This window comes from Thermodesulfovibrionia bacterium (assembly GCA_030646035.1).
GTDB lineage: Bacteria > Nitrospirota > Thermodesulfovibrionia > UBA6902 > UBA6902 > JACQZG01.
Window position 1 is genome coordinate 1 of record JAUSMY010000030.1, and the last position, 19,028, is coordinate 19,028.

Below are 19,028 nucleotides of genomic sequence, written 5' to 3' on the forward strand. Positions count from 1 at the left end.
CGCCTCTAGCTGCCAAGGCATCCACCACGCACGCTTAAATGCTTGACCATATAACCTCAAACTCTCGTCTAAGATCACATGTTTTATAACGACCTTTATTTCGTACAAACTAACGCTTGTATAATTTGAGTTCACAACCAATGCAACACCACTGAAAAGTCCACACCAGAAAACCAGTGTCAACACAATGATCATCGCCTTGATCGTGTCTTCATTCACCTAATTGTTAAAGAACATAAACATACACAATTATCTTATCGAGATAATTGGTGGAGCCATGCGGGATCGAACCGCAGACCTCCTGGATGCAAACCAGGCGCTCTCCCAGCTGAGCTACACCCCCGCATTGATTCAATGGAGCACTATTCTAAATCAGAAAGATAAAATTATCAACACCAAGAAAAATGGTGGGCCTAGATAGACTCGAACTATCGACCTCACGCTTATCAGGCGTGCGCTCTAACCACCTGAGCTATAGGCCCTAATGACAAATGAAATTCAGTTAATTAAAAGCATCCTGCTAATTTAAATTCAGTCGAATACTATCGACCTTCCCGACCAATCGGGACGCTCTAACCCCCGATACGTCTGGGAGCTATAGGCCCTAATCAACCTAACTAAAATACAGCAATAAAGGCTTATTGTCAATTTGCCAAACTATCATGAATTGCATATTATTTAATATTATGAGAAGTTGATGATGTATCATCAGTAAGCACACAGATAAAATTAATAATATGGAAAATATATCTTTAATAGCCTCTATCATCAGCGCACTGACAGCATTAACCACGTCTCTGCGCGGACTTGGTAGATTCCGTGAAGAGTCTGCACTTGATATTGAAACACTCAAGTCCGACGCCCGTTTATCAGGCATCAAGGCTGAGCCTGTCCAGTCATCAAACAGGAATTTCTTTATTTATCGTTTAAGCACATTCATCTGGTTTATGCTCTCAATTCTATTTGCCATACCTACATTATTAAGATACCGCGAAGAAAGCTATAGCCTGGGAATCATGATATGGGCGTCATCCTTTATTTTATTGGCTGTGGTTCTACTTCTCATATGGAGAAAAATCAGATAACAGTTTAGATGTGTTGCTGAAAAAGATCTAATCCCCAACCGGCCATAACTTGACCTCAACAACTCCCAGCAGATCGTTAAGTGTCTCAGGACGCAAGGCAGAAACAGCCACAGCATTATATCTCTCACAAACAGACTCAACCATCTCTTTGTCTTTGACCAAATCCTCTTTGTTAAAGGCCATAAGCACCGGCTTTTCAGTTATCTCCAGATCAGACAAAATATTCTCAACAGATTTTATCTGCTGCTCAAACCTCGGATTGGATATATCAACAACATGAAGCAGAAGGTCGGCATCCTCAAGCTCTTCAAGCGTCGCCTTGAACGCAGTAAAAAGGTCTTTGGGCAGGTTGCGTATAAAACCGACCGTGTCCGTGATTATCACATCCCGCTCCTTTGGAAATCTCAGCCGCCTGCTTGCGGTATCAAGCGTTGCAAACATCTTGTTCTCCACAAAGGTCTTGCTCTTTGTAAGATTGTTGAGCAGCGTTGATTTCCCGGCATTTGTATAACCTATGATCGAGATTATGGGGATGCCCTGATTAACCCTTCGCGACTTTCTCTGCTGCCTGGCAAGGCTTAAAGAATCCAGCTGTTTCTCAAGGAGAGTGATCCTCTCCCTCACCCGCCTTCTGTCAACCTCAAGCTTCATCTCTCCCGGCCCTCTTCCGCCGATCCCGCCCATCAGCTTCGACATGGCGGTACCCTTGCCCGAAAGCCTTGGAAGCCTGTATTTGAGCTGTGCAAGCTCGACCTGCACCTTGCCGTCCCTGCTGTGCGCGCGCCTTGCAAAGATATCAAGTATCAGTTGAGAACGGTCAATGACCTTTAATTCGACGATCTCACTTATAGAGTTTGTCTGTGATGGGTTAAGGTCCTGATCAAAGACAAGAAGTGTGGCTCCTTTATTCAGAGCATTGATGACGAGTTCCTTTATCTTGCCTTCGCCCATAAGGTATCTAGGATTTATCTGCTTCGCCCTCTGAAGGACAGTATCGAGCACATTAATGTTGCTGGAGATTGCAAGTTCCTTCAGCTCTTCCATCGAATCTTCCTGCTCATATCTTGAGCCTGTTGAAACGCTGACAAGGATCGCCTTCTCCCTGCTGTCCTTAACATCGAAACCTGACCTCCCCGACTGTAGCTCTTCTTCTATAGACAAGACCATTTCATTGAGATCATCAAAGGCTGAATCAATGCGCTGAAACGGGACAGGTTCGGAAATCGTATATGCTGCTGAATCTGTAGGTGCAAGGTTTGCAAGATAGACCTTGTCAGGCTCGCCGTCATCCTTCATGCCTATGGCGACAAGCGCGTCAAGGCGCAGAAGAGAGAGGTCTGTAATATCATCCTTGCTGATAGCCTCGTTGTTGAGGTGGGTATGTATCAGCCTTAGTCCGCGCAGTACCTTTCTGCCGAGAGGATAGTCTGTGAGTTCGGGAATAACTAAACCCTTTGCATCACCCACGATGACATAATCGATATTACCCTTTCTGTCAGCGAGTATGCCTATCTGTCTGCCTGTGGATGCGGAGCATGCAGCCATGTATCTCGCAAGCTCGATATTGATGAGCATGCCTTTTGGAATGCGCCGCTTGTAGAGCCTCTCAATATCATTCAGATCGCTCTTCTTAAGCCCTGATGTGTAGCCGTAAACTGTGGAAATAAAAACCTCCTGAATTAATGCGCCTCAGCCCAGTTCTTGCCGATGCCGATATCAACCTTGAGCGGGACATGAAGTTTAATAACATTCTCCATCTCCTCCCTCACAAGCGCCTCTGCCTTCTGTGCCTCATCTTCAGGAACCTCGAACAAGAGTTCATCATGCACCTGAAGGAGCATCTTCATCCTGAGCTTCTCATTTATTATTCTGTTGTGTATATTGATCATTGCTATCTTGATTACGTCAGCGGCAGAACCCTGTATCGGAGTATTTATCGCAAGCCTCTCGCCAAGCTGTTTTATGTTTTTATTTGTGCTTTGCAGTTCAGGTATCGCCCTCTTTCTGTTGTACAGGGTCGTGACATATCCTTTATGTGTGACCTCTTCTATGAGTGCTGCAATATACTTGCTTACACCGGGATGCTGGGCAAAATATGTGTCTATATAATCCTTTGCTTCACCGGGAGATATTGTGAGCTCTTTGCTCAGCCCATAAGGGCTCATGCCGTAGACAATGCCGAAGTTCACGACCTTTGCCCTGCGCCTCATCTCAGATGTAACTTCTCCGGCAGGTATACCGAAGAGCCCTGATGCTGTCCTTGAATGGATGTCTCCGCCATTATTAAATACATCTATCAGCCCCTCATCACCGCTGAGATGCGCCAGTATCCTCAGCTCTATCTGAGAGTAATCTGATGAGAGAAGGAGATTCCCCTCTTCAGCTATAAACGCCTGCCTTATCCTCGTGCCCCACTCTCCCCTTGCAGGGATATTCTGAAGGTTCGGGTCAGAGCTGCTGAGCCGTCCGGTGGCTGTTATCGTCTGGTTGAATGATGTGTGTATCCGCCCGGTCTTCGGATTGACGATCTTCGGCAGCGCGTCAAGATAGGTATTCTTTATCTTTGAAAGCCCTCTGTATTCAAGTATCTCTTTCGGCAGTTCATGTTCAAGCGAAAGCTCTTCAAGCACATCAACATCGGTTGAATATCCGGTCTTGGTCTTCTTTATCTTTCTTAATCCGAGCTTCTCATACAGGACTTCCTGAAGCTGTTTCGGCGAGTTGATATTGAACTCCTCACCAGCAATAAAATATATACGCTTCTCAATACTCTCAAGCTCCCTGCCGAGCTTTTCAGAAAGAGATGTCATCAATGAACTGTCTATCTTTATGCCTGACATCTCCATATCCGCAAGCACCTCCACAAGAGGCATCTCCATATCATTGAAGAGCATGTAAAGCCCTTCCTTCTGAAGCATCGGCTCAAGATGCCTCTTAAGCTTCAGCGTGACTGCCGAATCCTCGCCGGAATATCTTGTCGCATCCTCAACGCTGACCTCGCTAAAGCCATTCAGCTTGCCTACAACATCCTTGAAGCTTATCTTCTCAATTGAGAGCTGGCTCATTGCGACATCATCAAGTCCGTGATTCGACCTGTTCGGATTCAGGAGATAAGAGGCGAGCATCGTGTCAAAAGCAACTCCCTTCAGATCGATCCCTTCATTCTTCAGCACTATCAGGTCATACTTGATGTTATGCCCTGTTTTTTTAATATCAGGGTCTTCGAGGATAACTCTAAGCTCTTTGATAACATACTCTTTAGAAAGCTGCTTTGGCGCGCCCAAATAATAATGCGCAAGCGGAATGTAGTACGCCTTTTCAGGATCAACAGAGAGTGATATTCCGACAAGCTCGGCTAATACAGGCGATTTTGAAGTTGTCTCTGTATCAATGGTAACTTCATGTTTTATAGAAGCGATGACCTCTTTAAAAAGTGCTTCATCAGTGATCGTTACATATTCAGCGTTAAACTTGGAAACTGTCTGCTCCTCTTTTGGAACAAGGTTTACTAATGACCTTAGTTCATACTTGCTGAATATCTCAAACAGCTTCGGCCAGTCAGGCTCTTTCTCCTCAAGCTCCTCCATCGACACTTCAGCAGGTGCATCAAGATTGACAGTCGCAAGAGAAAGGCTCAGCTCTATGTTAGGAATGTTTGCAGCGATAGATTCTCTGAGCTTCGGCTGTTTAATCTCGGCATGGTTCTTCACCACACCGTCAAGACTGCCGAACTCTTTTATCAGCTTTACCGCAGTCTTTTCTCCGATGCCGGGAACTCCGGGGATATTATCTGACGCGTCACCCATGAGAGCCATTATCTCAGGGATGCGCTTCGGTTCGACGCCGAAACGCTCGATCACATCCTTCTCACCGGTCACCTTCTCCTTCATGCTGTCGTATATCTTTATCTTCGGAGTAATGACCTGACATAAATCTTTGTCACCTGTAACGATGAAGACATCAACGCCCTCTTTCTCAGCCCTCTTTGCTATCACGGCAAGAAGGTCGTCAGCCTCAAAGCCCGGCTTCTCGATAGTATGTATATTGAATGCCGCGATTATATCCTTGATGATGGGAACCTGCAATTTAAGGTCATCAGGCATGGAAGGCCTGTGAGCCTTGTACTGCTCATACGCCTCATGCCTGTGGGTCGGGCCGGGAGAGTCAAATACGATGGTGAAGTAGTCAGGCTTCTTCTGCTCAAGTATCTTCAATATCATGGTTGTAAAACCGTAGATGGCGTTCGTTGGAAAACCCGATGATGAGGAGAGCCTTTTTATCGCGTAAAACGCGCGATATAAATATGAGTTGCCGTCTATAAGATATAAGGTTGGCATATGAGACAGAATATCAAATAATCACCTTATAAGCAATTACTCAGTGAACAAGTTTCTTTCCGCCATATTTTGCTTGTATATTGTTTTCTACACTACTTATAATTGAATAAATTGAAGCGATAAGGGATACTATTCCTATGATTGATATAGCAATACTCAAACCTAAGATTGAAGATATTTGCCGGAAACTCCCTGTAAAAAGACTGGGCCTTTTTGGTTCTGCCCTAACTCATGATTTTTCGCCAAATAGCGATATCGATGTCCTGGTAGTTTTTGATTCGGATGAGAATATAGATTTTTTCAGCAAGTATTTTGATCTGAAGGAGCAATTGGAAGAAATATTCAATCGGGAAATAGACCTTGTTGTGGATAAGCAATTCAGAAACCCTATTTTTAGGAAATCTGTTGAAAGAACAAGGACTGTGATTTATGAAAGATGAGACAAGAAAAAGCCTTGTGGATATTCTCCAGGCAACAGAAGAAATACAAGGTTTTGTTCATGGAATGGATTTCAGTGCATATCAAAAAAGCCCTGTCACACAAAGAGCAGTTGAAAGGGATTTTGAGATCATTGGGGAATCGCTCAACAGGATCAAGAAATTTGATGAGGAATTAATAGAAAAGATTTCAGAGCATCATCGTATCATCGGGTTTAGAAACATACTGATTCATGGTTACGACATTATTGACGAGATGATTGTTTGGAAGGCTGTTGTGAATCACCTGCCGATTTTAGTTAAAGAAATAAATAAAATATTAGGCGACTGACAAATCAATCCATAATTTCGCACAGTTTCTCAAAGGATGAAAAGTAATTACCCACTTTAAAAGAGAAAGTGTCAATCATCTTGACTATTAACCTCCTTAAAGGTATATTTTTTGTGTGAAAAAGAGCTATAAGCCCATATCATTAAAGCAGGTAAAGACCTGCAAACTCGGGGATCGCAAGAGCAAGGTGAAGCTCTACAGGTTTGGTTCTCCTTTTGAAAAAGGGAGCTTCAAAGACTTTCTCAAGAGCATGCCTGACCTGTTAGCCGGAACTGATTTCAGAATGGTCGTCAAGGCTGTTGTAAAGGCAAAAGAGGACGGCAGGCCTGTTGTCCTCGGCATGGGCGCGCACCCGATAAAGGTCGGGCTCTCTCCTGTCATAATCAACCTTATGAAGAAAGGCGTCATAAGCGCGGTTGCCATGAACGGCGCGTGCATTGTCCATGATTTTGAGGTGAGCATGATGGGCCACACATCTGAAGATGTCGATACCGAGCTTTGCAACGGCACCTTCGGCATGGCTGAAGAGACCGGCAAGGGGATAAACCTTGCGATAAATCAGGGCGTAAAAGAAGGGAAAGGGATCGGCAGGTCAGTCGGCGATCATATAGTCAGCAAAGATTTCCCTTATAATGAGTTCAGCATTCTCGCATCAGCCGCAAGACTCAATATTCCCGCAACTGTGCATGTCGCTATCGGAACAGACATCATTCATATGCATCCTTCAGCTGACGGAGCAGCGATAGGTGAAGGCAGCATGAGGGATTTTAAGCTCTTCTCATCAGTCATATCAGACCTCAAAGGCGGCGTATATATCAATCTCGGCTCTGCTGTCATCCTGCCTGAGGTCTTTCTGAAGGCGATCGCGCTCACAAGAAATCTCAAGCATGATGTCAAAGACTTCACTACAGTGAATATGGACTTCTTCCAGCATTACAGGACACGGGAGAATGTTGTGAGGAGGCCTGTGCTTTCAGGCGGAAGTTCATACGCATTGACCGGCCATCACGAGATAATGTTCCCTCTTCTTGCAGCCGCCATTATGGAGAAGCTGAGTTGAAGCCTGTAGTTGATGAAGACCTCTGCATCGGCTGCGGCAACTGCATGGAGATATGCCCCGCCGTCTTTCAGGTCATTGATTCAAAATCAAAAGTCATAGACCCTGACGCATGTGACTATGCCATGTGCTGTGAAGCAGCTGAAGAGAACTGTCCCGTTGAAGCCATTACCATAAAATAGAGGTTATGCCGCTTAACTTTAAAAAAGCCGTAGCAATATTTTCTTTCCTTTTTATTCTCTCCGGATGCGTCAAGGATGAGAAGCCGAAGAAGGTGAGCCTCTACAAAAAGTCTGAAGCGGTATCAAAAGAAGATAATGAGCTTACTGAAACCCTCTCGTTCGGTTTTAACCTCAGCCTTGACCCGAAAGAGCAGGTTCAGATCTACACACCTTTTCTCAAATACCTTGAGTGGAGAACAGGCAAACGTTTCCGTCTTAAATTCTCAAAAACGCATGAGGAAAATGTAAGAGAGCTTGGGCTCGGCGCTGTTGATTTCGCAGCGATCGACCTGATGAACTATGTCACAGGCAAAGAAAAATATGGGATCAGGTATCTTGTAAGCGGCCTGAACAAGGACGGTGAGGCAATATATCATACTGCCATAATTACAAGGCCTGAAGGCAAGATACAAATAATAGGACTTCCTGCGCCATATCCAGGCAGTATCATAGCATATAATAGTGCAGTAGACAGCAAAACAGTGGAGTTGGTAAAAGCTGCACTGCTTGAGTTTGAGCCGAACGGCAGACACAAACATATAATATTTGAGTGGGACAAGACAGAGATGCCCAATGGTTTTGGAACTGCTGATATATCCGACCTGGATAATATATCAACCTTGATAAAAAAATACGGATTAAATAAATAATGAAGCTCCGCAATAAGATCATACTGCTTACTACAACTGTTGTGATCGCAGTCGGGCTTATGATCACCCTCTCCATAAGAGGGACTATAATCAACGCCTTCAGGGGAGAACTCCAGAAAAAGGCCGTATCCATAGCCGGCAATCTCTCCGACAGGATCGCAAACCTTATCCCGCTGAAGGACCATTTTCAGATAACGCAGGCATTCGACCAGGTCCTAATTAAAGAAAATGATATAGAGTATATCCTGGTGACTGACGAGGACGGCAGACTCTTTGCGCATACATTTAAGAACACCCCGCCTTCTGACATCCTTGAATGGAATCCCATTGAAGACAAAAAGATGAACGTTCAACTGCTGGATACTGAGAACGGGTATATAAGAGATGTAGGCGTTAACGTAATCAAAGGCACAAGGTCGGAGCTGCATATAGGAATAAGAGAGGACAGCCTTAGAGATACGCTTGTCAGTACGAGGAATATTACCGTCCCTATCATAGGGCTCGTAATGCTTCTCGGAATAGTCGCATCTGTCTTTCTGAGCAGGCTGGTTACTGAGCCGCTGAACAAGTTCGTTGAATTCACAAAAGTGCTGGGCAGGGGTGAATTCGGCAGAAGGGTTGAGGTCAGGTCAGGCGATGAGATAGGCGAACTTGCTGAGAGTTTTAACAGGCTTTCGATGGAGTTGAAAAACGTCAGTGACAAGATGGAAGAGGCATATGCCTACACGCATCTTCTTCAGGCGGAAAAATTATCTTCAATCGGACAGATCTCCGCAGGGCTTGCGCATGAACTGAAAAACCCGATCACAGCCCTCAGGATGCTCTTCCAGGGATACAAAGACCGGCCTGACATGACAAGGGAAGATGCGGCAGTAATAACCAATGAGATAGACAAGATAGATAATATTCTCTCAGGCTTTCTCGGCTTTGTGAAACAGAAAGGCGCAAACCTTGCCAATGTGAATCTTAAGAGCCTTATTGACAGGGTGCTGTCTCTCGCCACGTTTGACATACAAAGCCATGACATAACAATACAGATGGACATGCTTGAGACGCTGCCGGCAGTATATGCCGACCGTTCGCTGCTGGAGCAGGTCTTTCTGAACCTTGTGCTTAATGCGATAGAGGCGATGCCCAAGGGCGGAGAGATAAGGATATCGGGCAAGACTGACGAGAACTTTGTAGAGGTGATGGTATGGGACAGGGGCAGCGGCATACCGCCTGACCTTAAGGCCAAAGTATTTGACCCCTTCTTCACCACAAAAGAGACGGGCACGGGCCTCGGGCTCTCGATTGCGTATAATATAATTAAAACGCACGGCGGCAGGCTCTACTTCAGCAGCAGTGAAAAGCTGGGAACCGTCTTCACCGTCAGGCTGCCGAAAGGAACAGCGCATGGATAAGATACTTGTTGTAGATGATGAACAGGGAGTCTGCTATTCTTTCAAAAAGATATTGGGCAGGCAGGGATATGATGTCATCACCGCCAATAACGGAATAGAGGCAATCGAAAAGTCAGGGGCTGAAAAACCGGCTCTCATAATAATGGATGTCTCCATGCCGAAGATGGACGGGCTTGAGACGCTCCAGAAACTTAAATCACTATACCCCGCGCTTACCATTATTATGATGACAGCCTACAGCACTTCCGACAGGGCTATCACAGCTATGAAGTACGGGGCATATGATTATCTCATCAAGCCTTTTGATAATACCGACATGATCTCACTGGTGGAAAGGGCTTTAGCTGAAAGGAAGATGTCCTCTCCCGTGACCTTCGAAGAGACAGACATGGAAGAAGGCGACAGGATAATCGGGAAGAGCCCTGCGATACTTGAGATATACAAGAAGATCGGGCAGGTTGCTGAAAGCGATGTTACCGTGCTTTTAAGGGGAGAGACCGGGACAGGCAAGGAGCTTATCGCAAGGGCTATCTATCATCACAGCAACAGGGTCAATAAACCGTTCCTGCCTGTGAACTGCGCAGCCATACCTGAAACACTTCTGGAAAGCGAGCTCTTCGGACATGAGAAAGGCGCGTTCTCCGGAGCTGACACGAGAAAGATAGGGAAGTTCGAGCAGTGCGACAACGGCACCATGTTCCTTGATGAGATAGGAGATATGCCTTTAACCCTTCAGGCAAAACTTCTGAGGGTGCTTCAGGACGGGACGTTTCAGCGCCTTGGCGGAAAAGAGGTCATTAAAACAGATGTAAGGATCATTGCCGCGACAAATAAAGACCTTGAGGAGATGCAGAAGAACGGCAAATTCAGGAATGACCTCTACTGGAGGCTGAATGTCGTCAGCATTCATATACCGGCGCTTAGAGAGAGAAAAGAAGACATCGAACATATCATTAATTATTTTATACAGAGATACAACAGGGAACTCGGCAAAGATATAAAAGGCATCTCCCCTGAGCTGCTGAAGAAATTCCAGGGCTACAACTGGCCCGGCAATATCAGGGAACTTCAGAACATCATCCAACGCGGCATGGTGCTGTGCCAGAAAGATGTATTGTCTGTTGAAGACTCTGAATCATTTCAGGAAACAAGGCCGGGTGCTGACAGTATAGAAAATATGCTTTCTTATGTTGCTGACCAATTACTCAATAAAGGTGACGCCAATATTTACAAAGATGCGGTCACTGCATTTGAGCGCATCCTGATCAAGAGAGCTCTTGAACTGAACAATAACAATCAGGTGATAACCGCAAAGTTCCTCGGCATTTCAAGAAATACGCTTCGCGAAAAGATGAGTTCGGATAAAGACAACAACCTGCGCAAAGAATGAACATCTTGCCAGTTTTTTGCACAGCCTATAACTGCATTATTTTTATTTCCCCTTAAAATTCAAAGAGATTATCCTGGCATTGATATTGCTCTATTAGCTTATGTCATCGGGATACATCGCAAGTTTTAAACATAACCAACAGGCTTATTTTAAGCCTCAAATAAAAACCTTTAGAAAAGGAGAAATCAGTATGAAGAGAAGCGGTTTCATAGTATTGACGGCAGTATTGCTGCTTGTATCATTCATCTCTTTTGCATCTGCAGAGAGCCTGCTTGATGAAGTTAAGAAAAGAGGTGTTGTACGTATCGGACACGGCAATGCAACCCCGCCCATGAACTATCTTAATGACAAAGGCGAGTGGACAGGCTTTGATGTAGACCTCGGCACCGCGATCGCTGAGAAATTAGGTGTAAAGATCGAAAGGGTGCTTGTTGATAACAAGACCAGGATAGCCTTTTTGGCAAACAGGTCAATTGACATCTCTCTTGCAAATATCAGCGCCACCAGAAGCCGTGAGGAGCAGATGGATTATGCAGAGCCTCCTTATTTCTGGACAGGCAAGATCTTTTATGCGAAAAAAGGAAAGATCAAATCAATAAAAGACCTCGGAGGAATGAAGATAGGTGTTGACCAAGGGTCAAACGCATTCACCGCAGCTCCTCAGGAGATCGCAAAAGTAACAGATAAAAAGCCTGAGATGCTCTCTTTCCAGAACAGCGCGGAAGGTTTTCTGGCATTAAAGCAGGGCAAGATCGACGCATACTCTCAGGATGCCCAGATCATGGCATCGGTTGCAGGCAGCCTCGGAGAAGAGTATGAAGCAGTAGGCGGCGCGATCTGGAGCGCAGGGCTTTACGGGATCGGTGTCCCTGAGAACGAGAGCGACTTTAGAGACAAGATAAGTTTCATCCTTCAGGACATGATGAAAGACGGCACATATGAGAAGATATATCAGAAGTGGTTTGGTTCAAAGGGAATAGCACCGCTTTCGATAAATGCAAGGCCCCGTTTACCGAAAGATACTTTTGGCGATATGCTGTATACATGGCCTGATTAATATCAGACCATAAAGTTAAAAATAACAAACAGAGAGGCATGGAGAATCTTCCGTGCCTCTCTGTTTGCATTTAATGCAGGCGACGGAGTAATATTTATAAACCATGAAGTTTTTCAATTTAAGATATGACTTCGACTGGAGCATCCCCTTCAGGGAACCTTATCTCAGCTGGCTCATTACCGGCGTCAAGCTGACACTTCTTATAGCAGTTGTCACAGCGATAATGTCTCTGCTCATCGGAACAGCGCTTGCCATAATGAGGGTTTCAAGATTCAAGATCCTTAATATTCCGGCTAAGATCTATGTTGAGACCGTAAGAAATATTCCCGGCCTCTTCTGGCTGCTCTTCTTTTATTTTATATTTCCCCAGATGCTCCCGTCCCGGCTGACAGACATGCTGAATCAATATTCTTACTATTCGGTAGTAGCGGGCATCCTCGGCCTTACTGTTGATAATTCCGCTTATGTATCCGATATCGTCAGGTCCGGGCTTTTGTCTGTGCCGAGAGGGCACATTGAGGTTGCTGTCTCAACAGGGCTGAACAGGCTCCAGCAGCTGCGGTATATAATTCTGCCTGAGGCGTTCAGGACCATCCTTCCGCCGCTCGGCACAAGGATGATACATAATTTCAAGAACAGTTCTCTCTGCATGGCGATAGCAGCTCCTGAACTAACATGGGCAACTCAGCAGATCGAATCAATAACATTCAGAGGGCTTGAGGTAACTTTTATGGCAACGGTTTTTTATGTAAGCCTCTCCCTTGCTATGGCGATGATCATTATCAGGCTTGAGAAGAGATATAAAATAACATGACCGGAATTTCCTGGATGAAAACATAAATGGAATTTTTCTTTGAGCAGCTCGCAAACTGGAAGTTCTATCTTATCGGCGGTTTTCCTGCAACTCCGTTAACCGGCCTCACTCTGAATATCGTACTTGCTTTACTTTCTATAGTTATAGGGCTCTCTTTTGCAGTGATCCTCGGCCTGGGGAGGATCTCCGTCAGAAGGTACATTCGCTATCCATGCGGTGCCTGCGTAGATATTGTAAGGTCAACCCCCCTGCTATTGATCGTCTTCTGGTTTTATTTCTTCCTCCCGGTATTAGGGGTAAAGATCTCGATCTTAGGGTGCGCTATTATCTCTCTTTCAGTCTATGCCGCTGCCTATCAGGCAGAGATAGTAAGGGCCGGCATACTGGCAGTGCCTGCGGGACAGATGGAAGCGGGATTATCTACCGGCATGTCCAAGTCTCAGGTGTTTATAAACATTATCTTCCCTCAGGCTTTCAGGATGATGCTTCCTTCTTTTGTAAGCTTCTTTAACTCGATGTTCAAAAACACCTCTACGGTTTATATTATCGGGGTCGTGGATCTCACGCGCACAGGGATAATTATAAGCCAGCTTAAACCCAACAGGATCTATGCGGCATATGCATTAATGGCATTAGGTTTCTGGATAGTATGTTATGCCCTTTCTTTCTCAGCTCAAAAACTTGAGAAGAAACTCGGTACTCTTGATTACGAATCCTACAAACCGGAGATATGCAGAGATGACCTGATCTTGCTGCCGCTGCCAAAAGCTGTAAAGAGATTTTTAATAACACAGAAGTAACCCCACCCCCTTAAATTCCCACCTTGCCAAGGGGGAGATAGAGGGGTAGAATTTTCTCCTAACTGATTGACCAATAAGTGAACAGTTTGTTCAAATATTGAGCCCCAATGTTGTTCTGCTATTTATTACCCGTTGTATTTTAAAGAATTATTTATGGCATTGAACTTGCATATTAATGCAAGTATATCAATTTCTAATTTAAACAATGAATGACTTCGACAACATACTGTATAAAAACGGGCAATACCCTTTGACCGCTGACAGCGTATCAACACTTCAGGTCAATATGGGGTACAAGTGCAACCTCCGATGCACCCACTGCCACATTGAGGCATCGCCTGATAGAAAAGAGATGATGTCCTTAAAGACGATGACCGTGATCCACGATATATTGATCAACAACGAAAACATCAATACCGTAGATATCACAGGCGGCTCACCTGAGCTTAATCCTTACTATAAATATTTTATTCAGGCATGCCGGAATATTAATAAGAACATTATAGTGCGTACTAACCTTGCTGTGCTTACAGAACCGGGCAAGGAAGATATCCCTGATTTCCTCGCGGAGATTAGGGTGAAGATAGTCGCCTCTCTGCCCTGCTACACTGAAGAGGGCGTAGACAGTCAGAGGGGAAAAGGCACATATAATAAAGCCATAACAGCTCTAAAGAAACTTAATGCACTTGGATACGGAAAAGAGGGAACCGGCCTTGTGATAGATATTATGTTCAACCCTGCAGGCGCTGCGGCAGCCCCGGATCAGAAGATGCTTGAGAATGCTTACAGGGAAAAGCTGAAAGAGATGCACGGCGTGACCTTCAATAACCTCATCGCCTTAAGCAACATGCCCATCGGCAGGCTCGGCAGGTCAATGCCTGACCATGTAAAAGACAGCTATGTAAAGGAACTGAAAGATAAGTTTAATCCTGCCACGGTCAATAACCTGATGTGCAGGCATTTGATAAGCGTATCGCCTGACGGCAGGCTCTTTGACTGCGACTTCTGGCAGGTATTTAATCTTAATATTAGGACAAAGTTAGATACCTTTGATTATGAAACCTTAAGCAATAGGAAGATACTCACAAGCCCCTTATGTTTTATGTGCACTGCGGGCGCGGGCGCGAGCTGTGGCGGGGCGCTGGCGTAGAAGCATGAAGAAATTTCATAATGCCGTAGAAGACGACATCAAAAAGCAGTTAAAGAAAGAATTGCTCGACACCTTCCGTAAATTCGGTTATCTCTCAGACGTGAAGGATTATGAAGTAACATTTCGCACTACTTCAGGGAACATAGCATGGATCAATATTAACAGCATAGAAATAATTAAATAAGTTACAAAGCGGTTACTTCAACTCCCGCAATTGCGGGATTATTAAAGCCCGTTCTACTGGCAGAAATGTCAATTGAACGGGCTTTTTTTATTATGAAAAGAACCTTGATACTCATAATTGTTTTTAGCTTTTTAAATAACTTATCTGCTTATGCTGAGGAAGAACCGGTTGTGCTTGAAGGCAGCAAACTATATGCGCATTACTGCGCCGTATGTCACGGCGTTAAAGGGGATGGAAAAGGGTTCAATGCAAAGAATCTCGACCCGAGGCCGGCAGATCATACGGATGCAGAACTTATGAGCAGAAGGTCTGACAAAGACCTTTATGACGTGATCTATGGCGGCGGCAAAATGGCCGGCAAGTCTGTGCTAATGCCGCCGTGGGGAAATACATTCAGCAAAGCGCAGGTTGATTCGCTTGTTTTGTATTTGAGGAGGCTGTGCAAGTGTCAGGGATCGTAAACAACAAAAACCAAAAAGGAGGAATGGAAATGAAAGTCAAAGAGAAAGAAGCATCAGAAGAAGAAGGCGTAACCCGCCGAAATCTTCTGAAGAGAGCAGGCTGCGCAGGAGCGGTTGCCCTTGTTTTAGGCGGGCTGGCAAGCAAGGCCTCTGCTTCCGGTGGTAATTATCCGCGGGTGAAGGTCGCCAATACCAAGGATCTTCAGGCAGGGAAGACGGTGAAGTTTGATTATCCGCTCGTCGGAAGAAAGAGCATCCTGATAAACCTCGGATGCAGCGTTGAAGGCGGCGCCGGAGCTGATAAGAGCATCGTTGCGTACAGTATGTTCTGCACTCATCTCGGCTGCGGGGTTGATATGGACAAGGAGAGCGGGATGATGGTCTGCGAATGCCATCAGAGCGTTTATGACCCCAAGCTGAGCGGGAAGGTTGTCGAAGGGCCTGCGCCGAACAGCCTGCCGATGGTCTTGCTGAAGATCGACAAGAACGGGGACATCTATGCTGAAGGCGTTGCAGGACTTATTTACGGACTCAGAAATAATCTGCTTGACGGCGAGGAGGTCAAATAAATGAGCGATGAAAAGAAGTTTTCAAGAAGGGATCTATTAAAGGTCTCAGCAGCAGGCGCTGCAGGTGCCTGTATCATGACAAACGGAGTACCGGCCTTTGCCTCAGGCCTCGGAGCAGCCAAGGCAACTGAATTCGTGGAGCTCCCGCCTGCAAATGCCGAAACCTATGAAACCGCCTGCCGTTACTGTCATGTCATGTGCGGTTACAAGGTCTTTGTATGGCCGAAGGGCACAGGCAGAAAACCGGAGAAGGAGAAGTTCTTCCCTGTCGAAAAGATGAGGGGCGACTGGCCGAATCAGGTATTCACAATAGAGACAATGAAAGGCGGCAAAGCCGTAAACATAATGGTGGTGCCGGATAATAAAGACATAGCAAGCGGATCAAACTACTCTGTCCGCGGCGCCTTCAACGCGCAGAGTTTATACTCTGAAAAACTTCCTACAAGGATCCGCCTCAAAAAGCCGATGATACGCAAGGGAGGAAAAGGCGGCACTCTGACCGAGGTCTCATGGGATGAGGCGCTTGCCTTCTGCGCTGTGAACCTTCAGAACATTATAAAAAAACATGGGCCTGATGCTGTCGGCGCGGTATACGGCGACTGGGGTTATCTCCAGAACACGCACGCTTTTCTGAAATGGCTCTTCACAGGCATTAAATCAAGCACACTCGCGGGCAACGGCTACCTCTTCTGGGGCGATGAGAGCGCAGGGCTTGCAGATGTTGTCGGCGGAGGCACAAGGTCTTTCACATCAGAGGATTTCACAAAGACAAAATGCATCTTCTGCGCAGGCAAGAATCTGAAGGACACGGGTTCATCATGGTACTACAACGCGCTTACAACCGGCGGCATGAACAAGGGCGACATAAAACTGATCTTTGTTGACCCGAGAAAAACCCAGATGGCTGCTGATGCGGAGAAGAGCGGCGGATTATTTCTCCAGATCAATCCGGGAACAGACGCGATACTCGGTGCATCACTTATGCATGTGATAGTTAAGAATGAACTGTATGACAAAGACTTTGTGCAGAAATACACAACAGGTTTTGATACGCTGAAAAATACTGTATTGAACAGCAGATTCGCGCCTGAGAACACAGAGAAGGTTACAGGCATACCGGCAGCAAAGATAATTGCAGCTGCTGAAATGTTGGCTAAATACAAAGGCGAGACGATGGTCCTCTTTGAAAAGGGGATAATGCATCAGGTGACAGGTTATGAGAACGAGGTTTCATACAGTGCGCTTGGGATCATCCTCGGCAACGCAGGCAAACCCGGGGCATGCACATCCAGGGCAGGCGGACACCCGAGGGGAACATGGGCTGACCCTCCGGCACCGAACGGGGACAGCTCTATGAGAAGCATCTGCGACAAGATCGACAAGGGTGAAGTTAAGGCGCTCTGGTCGTACATCAGCAATATCTATGTTCAGCTCCCCAATCTGTCCAAATATAAACCTCAGATAGATAAGATGTTCCTCATCGTAAATGAGATCTACCCGACCGACACAACAGCTGCTGCTGATGTTGTCTTCCCCGCAGCGACATGGGGCGAGTGGAACACCATTCAGGCAAGCGAAGACCGCAGGATACATATTCAGCAGGGCTTCATGGACCCTCCGGGCGATGCAAAGCCTGACTGGTGGATCGTTGCTGAGCTTGCAAAACGCATGGGCCTGAGCGGGTTTGACTGGAAGAACGAACAGGAGATATATGAGGAATGTAATGTCCAGACAAAAGGCCATTTCACCAGCGATATCTCCGAGATCTCATGGAGCGACCTGATGAAGGCAGGCACGAACGGCATCCAGTTCCCATACAGAAACCGCAGGAGCATCTCAAGGCTCTACTCTCCTGAGACAGAAGAGGTTATGGGAAGGCGCTTCAAACATGACGACGGCAAGGCTCATCTTGACCCTGTTAAATCTCTGGCAGACCTGGATCCTTACAACCATCCTCTGAGAGACAAGATAACAGGCGATTATCCGTTATGGATGATAATGCACCGTGCGAATGAGATATGGAACACGGGATACAACTTTTACAGTAACGGCGCAAATCAGCCTCTCACTCCGAATCTCTATGAGAGGGTATCAGAACAGACCGTCAGCATCAATCCCGACGATGCAAAAGCGATGGGAATAAAGAGCGGCGACTGGGTCACCCTGACTTCGAGAAACGGCAGCATGAAGGCCGTTGCCAAGGTAACAGATATGACCACTCCGGGAGTTGTGGATGTTATGGCTCTTTATCCAAAGACCGGGTCTACTCCGAATATGGTCACAAGTGAAAAGGCAGATCCGAAGCTGGCAGAGTGGGACAGGATGGTTCCGGTAAATATTGTGAAGGTTTAAAGGATAGAGTTTAGAGGTTGGAATGGTAAAGGGCGGGTCTATGACTCGCCCTTTACTCTTTTGTCATTCCGGCTTGTCCGGAATCTTCCCCTCTAAAAAGAGGGGTTAGGGGTGTGTTTTATCTCAACATCCCCCTGTATCCCCCTTTGTTAAGGGGGAATAAAAATGATTCCGGACAAGCCGGAATGACAGACTTAAAACGGATCAGCAATGACTACAGAAATTAATAACAACGACATCACCCGCCGCTCATTTATCAAAACAATAGGCATCGGTTCGTTCTTTATCACCCTTGGGATTTCAGCTACAGCAGCTGTGAGGTTCTTCTTTCCGAGGGTGCTCTTCGAAGCGCCGTCAGTCTTTAAGATCGGCAAGCCTGATGAGTTTCTTTCTGAAGATAGAACCACCGGAGTTCAGGTATATGAGATGTGGAAGAAAGAGCATGCGGTCTGGATAGTGAGAGAGAAGAACCGATTATACGCCATACAGGCAAAGTGCACGCACCTCGGTTGCACACCTAACTGGTTCAGCGATGACAAGGTGTTTAAATGCCCGTGCCACGGCAGCCAGTATAACGCTGACGGGGTGAACTTCGCAGGGCCTGCGCCAAGGCCGCTTGACCGTTTGAGGATATCTATTGATGATGAAAAGATCATATCCATTGATAAGAGCAGGACTTATACATTTAAGGATTTCGATAAGCCCGGGGTATACATTGAGGTATGATCTC

19 protein-coding genes and 2 tRNA genes are annotated in these 19,028 nt (G+C 46.0%); 17 read left to right on the plus strand and 4 right to left on the minus strand.

The window, feature by feature from the left end; genetic code table 11:
- Window positions 1-267: 267 nt before the first annotated feature.
- Window positions 268-343, minus strand: a tRNA-Ala gene (locus tag Q7U10_03725).
- A 62-nt stretch (window positions 344-405) separates the two neighbouring features.
- Window positions 406-482: transfer RNA gene (locus tag Q7U10_03730), tRNA-Ile, on the minus strand.
- 255 nt (window positions 483-737) lie between these two features.
- Between Q7U10_03730 and Q7U10_03735 the strand changes: the two genes are divergently transcribed.
- Window positions 738-1,085: a hypothetical protein gene (locus tag Q7U10_03735; GenBank protein MDO8281725.1), complete on the plus strand. Its 348-nt coding sequence runs from the start codon at window positions 738-740 to the stop codon at window positions 1,083-1,085.
- Between the two features lie 27 nt (window positions 1,086-1,112).
- Here Q7U10_03735 and hflX read toward each other — a convergent pair whose 3' ends face one another.
- Together hflX and polA are read right to left on the minus strand one after the other, a co-directional pair.
- Window positions 1,113-2,660 carry a GTPase HflX gene (gene hflX, locus Q7U10_03740; GenBank protein ID MDO8281726.1) on the minus strand — a complete coding sequence of 516 codons (1,548 nt, stop codon included), beginning with the start codon at window positions 2,658-2,660 and terminating at the stop codon, window positions 1,113-1,115.
- Between the two features lie 104 nt (window positions 2,661-2,764).
- Window positions 2,765-5,422 (minus strand): DNA polymerase I, encoded by a 2,658-nt coding sequence (gene polA / locus Q7U10_03745; GenBank protein ID MDO8281727.1) that lies wholly within the window; start codon window positions 5,420-5,422, stop codon window positions 2,765-2,767.
- 137 nt (window positions 5,423-5,559) lie between these two features.
- Between polA and Q7U10_03750 the strand changes: the two genes are divergently transcribed.
- The 16 genes from Q7U10_03750 to Q7U10_03825 all read left to right on the plus strand — a co-directional run bounded on the left by Q7U10_03750 (window position 5,560) and on the right by Q7U10_03825 (window position 19,024).
- Window positions 5,560-5,862, plus strand: coding sequence for a nucleotidyltransferase domain-containing protein (locus Q7U10_03750; protein ID MDO8281728.1), 303 nt, complete (start codon window positions 5,560-5,562; stop codon window positions 5,860-5,862).
- Window positions 5,852-6,190, plus strand: coding sequence for a DUF86 domain-containing protein (locus Q7U10_03755; GenBank protein MDO8281729.1), 339 nt, complete (start codon window positions 5,852-5,854; stop codon window positions 6,188-6,190). The genes Q7U10_03750 and Q7U10_03755 overlap by 11 nt, the downstream gene beginning before the upstream one ends.
- Window positions 6,191-6,305: 115 nt before the next feature.
- A complete protein-coding gene (locus Q7U10_03760) occupies window positions 6,306-7,250 on the plus strand; it encodes a hypothetical protein (GenBank protein MDO8281730.1) in 945 nt (314 codons plus the stop codon).
- A complete protein-coding gene (locus Q7U10_03765) occupies window positions 7,247-7,429 on the plus strand; it encodes a ferredoxin (GenBank protein ID MDO8281731.1) in 183 nt (60 codons plus the stop codon). The genes Q7U10_03760 and Q7U10_03765 overlap by 4 nt, the downstream gene beginning before the upstream one ends.
- 5 nt (window positions 7,430-7,434) lie before the next feature.
- Window positions 7,435-8,118 carry a PhnD/SsuA/transferrin family substrate-binding protein gene (locus Q7U10_03770; protein MDO8281732.1) on the plus strand — a complete coding sequence of 228 codons (684 nt, stop codon included), beginning with the start codon at window positions 7,435-7,437 and terminating at the stop codon, window positions 8,116-8,118.
- Window positions 8,118-9,521, plus strand: coding sequence for an ATP-binding protein (locus Q7U10_03775; protein ID MDO8281733.1), 1,404 nt, complete (start codon window positions 8,118-8,120; stop codon window positions 9,519-9,521). Before Q7U10_03770 ends, Q7U10_03775 begins: the two co-directional genes overlap by 1 nt.
- Window positions 9,514-10,911, plus strand: a complete 1,398-nt coding sequence (locus Q7U10_03780) for a sigma-54 dependent transcriptional regulator (protein ID MDO8281734.1) — start codon at window positions 9,514-9,516, stop codon at window positions 10,909-10,911. The genes Q7U10_03775 and Q7U10_03780 overlap by 8 nt, the downstream gene beginning before the upstream one ends.
- A 190-nt stretch (window positions 10,912-11,101) precedes the next feature.
- The gene (locus tag Q7U10_03785; GenBank protein MDO8281735.1) at window positions 11,102-11,968 is read left to right on the plus strand and encodes a transporter substrate-binding domain-containing protein; all 867 of its coding nucleotides are present in this window, start codon (window positions 11,102-11,104) and stop codon (window positions 11,966-11,968) included.
- Between the two features lie 103 nt (window positions 11,969-12,071).
- Window positions 12,072-12,782, plus strand: a complete 711-nt coding sequence (locus tag Q7U10_03790) for an amino acid ABC transporter permease (protein ID MDO8281736.1) — start codon at window positions 12,072-12,074, stop codon at window positions 12,780-12,782.
- A 26-nt stretch (window positions 12,783-12,808) separates the two neighbouring features.
- A complete protein-coding gene (locus Q7U10_03795) occupies window positions 12,809-13,582 on the plus strand; it encodes an amino acid ABC transporter permease (protein MDO8281737.1) in 774 nt (257 codons plus the stop codon).
- A 205-nt stretch (window positions 13,583-13,787) separates the two neighbouring features.
- Window positions 13,788-14,732, plus strand: coding sequence for an arsenosugar biosynthesis radical SAM protein ArsS (gene arsS, locus Q7U10_03800; GenBank protein ID MDO8281738.1), 945 nt, complete (start codon window positions 13,788-13,790; stop codon window positions 14,730-14,732).
- 4 nt (window positions 14,733-14,736) lie between these two features.
- Window positions 14,737-14,916, plus strand: coding sequence for a hypothetical protein (locus tag Q7U10_03805; GenBank protein MDO8281739.1), 180 nt, complete (start codon window positions 14,737-14,739; stop codon window positions 14,914-14,916).
- 92 nt (window positions 14,917-15,008) lie between these two features.
- Window positions 15,009-15,377: a cytochrome c gene (locus tag Q7U10_03810; GenBank protein MDO8281740.1), complete on the plus strand. Its 369-nt coding sequence runs from the start codon at window positions 15,009-15,011 to the stop codon at window positions 15,375-15,377.
- A 29-nt stretch (window positions 15,378-15,406) separates the two neighbouring features.
- Window positions 15,407-15,946 carry an arsenate reductase (azurin) small subunit gene (locus tag Q7U10_03815; GenBank protein ID MDO8281741.1) on the plus strand — a complete coding sequence of 180 codons (540 nt, stop codon included), beginning with the start codon at window positions 15,407-15,409 and terminating at the stop codon, window positions 15,944-15,946.
- A complete protein-coding gene (locus tag Q7U10_03820; GenBank protein ID MDO8281742.1) occupies window positions 15,947-18,298 on the plus strand; it encodes a molybdopterin-dependent oxidoreductase in 2,352 nt (783 codons plus the stop codon).
- Window positions 18,299-18,508: 210 nt separating this feature from the next.
- Window positions 18,509-19,024: a Rieske 2Fe-2S domain-containing protein gene (locus Q7U10_03825; protein ID MDO8281743.1), complete on the plus strand. Its 516-nt coding sequence runs from the start codon at window positions 18,509-18,511 to the stop codon at window positions 19,022-19,024.
- Window positions 19,025-19,028 lie beyond the last annotated feature (4 nt).

Bases quoted from the DNA above. Each gene is read 5' to 3' on its own strand.
- Q7U10_03735 (MDO8281725.1), top strand. From the start codon at position 738: ATGGAAAATATATCTTTAATAGCCTCTATCATCAGCGCACTGACAGCA.
- hflX (MDO8281726.1), bottom strand. From the start codon at position 2,660: ATGCTCATCAATATCGAGCTTGCGAGATACATGGCTGCATGCTCCGCA.
- polA (MDO8281727.1), bottom strand. From the start codon at position 5,422: ATGCCAACCTTATATCTTATAGACGGCAACTCATATTTATATCGCGCG.
- Q7U10_03750 (MDO8281728.1), top strand. From the start codon at position 5,560: ATGATTGATATAGCAATACTCAAACCTAAGATTGAAGATATTTGCCGG.
- Q7U10_03755 (MDO8281729.1), top strand. From the start codon at position 5,852: ATGAAAGATGAGACAAGAAAAAGCCTTGTGGATATTCTCCAGGCAACA.
- Q7U10_03770 (MDO8281732.1), top strand. From the start codon at position 7,435: ATGCCGCTTAACTTTAAAAAAGCCGTAGCAATATTTTCTTTCCTTTTT.
- Q7U10_03775 (MDO8281733.1), top strand. From the start codon at position 8,118: ATGAAGCTCCGCAATAAGATCATACTGCTTACTACAACTGTTGTGATC.
- Q7U10_03780 (MDO8281734.1), top strand. From the start codon at position 9,514: ATGGATAAGATACTTGTTGTAGATGATGAACAGGGAGTCTGCTATTCT.
- Q7U10_03785 (MDO8281735.1), top strand. From the start codon at position 11,102: ATGAAGAGAAGCGGTTTCATAGTATTGACGGCAGTATTGCTGCTTGTA.
- Q7U10_03790 (MDO8281736.1), top strand. From the start codon at position 12,072: ATGAAGTTTTTCAATTTAAGATATGACTTCGACTGGAGCATCCCCTTC.
- Q7U10_03795 (MDO8281737.1), top strand. From the start codon at position 12,809: ATGGAATTTTTCTTTGAGCAGCTCGCAAACTGGAAGTTCTATCTTATC.
- arsS (MDO8281738.1), top strand. From the start codon at position 13,788: ATGAATGACTTCGACAACATACTGTATAAAAACGGGCAATACCCTTTG.
- Q7U10_03805 (MDO8281739.1), top strand. From the start codon at position 14,737: ATGAAGAAATTTCATAATGCCGTAGAAGACGACATCAAAAAGCAGTTA.
- Q7U10_03810 (MDO8281740.1), top strand. From the start codon at position 15,009: ATGAAAAGAACCTTGATACTCATAATTGTTTTTAGCTTTTTAAATAAC.
- Q7U10_03815 (MDO8281741.1), top strand. From the start codon at position 15,407: ATGAAAGTCAAAGAGAAAGAAGCATCAGAAGAAGAAGGCGTAACCCGC.
- Q7U10_03820 (MDO8281742.1), top strand. From the start codon at position 15,947: ATGAGCGATGAAAAGAAGTTTTCAAGAAGGGATCTATTAAAGGTCTCA.
- Q7U10_03825 (MDO8281743.1), top strand. From the start codon at position 18,509: ATGACTACAGAAATTAATAACAACGACATCACCCGCCGCTCATTTATC.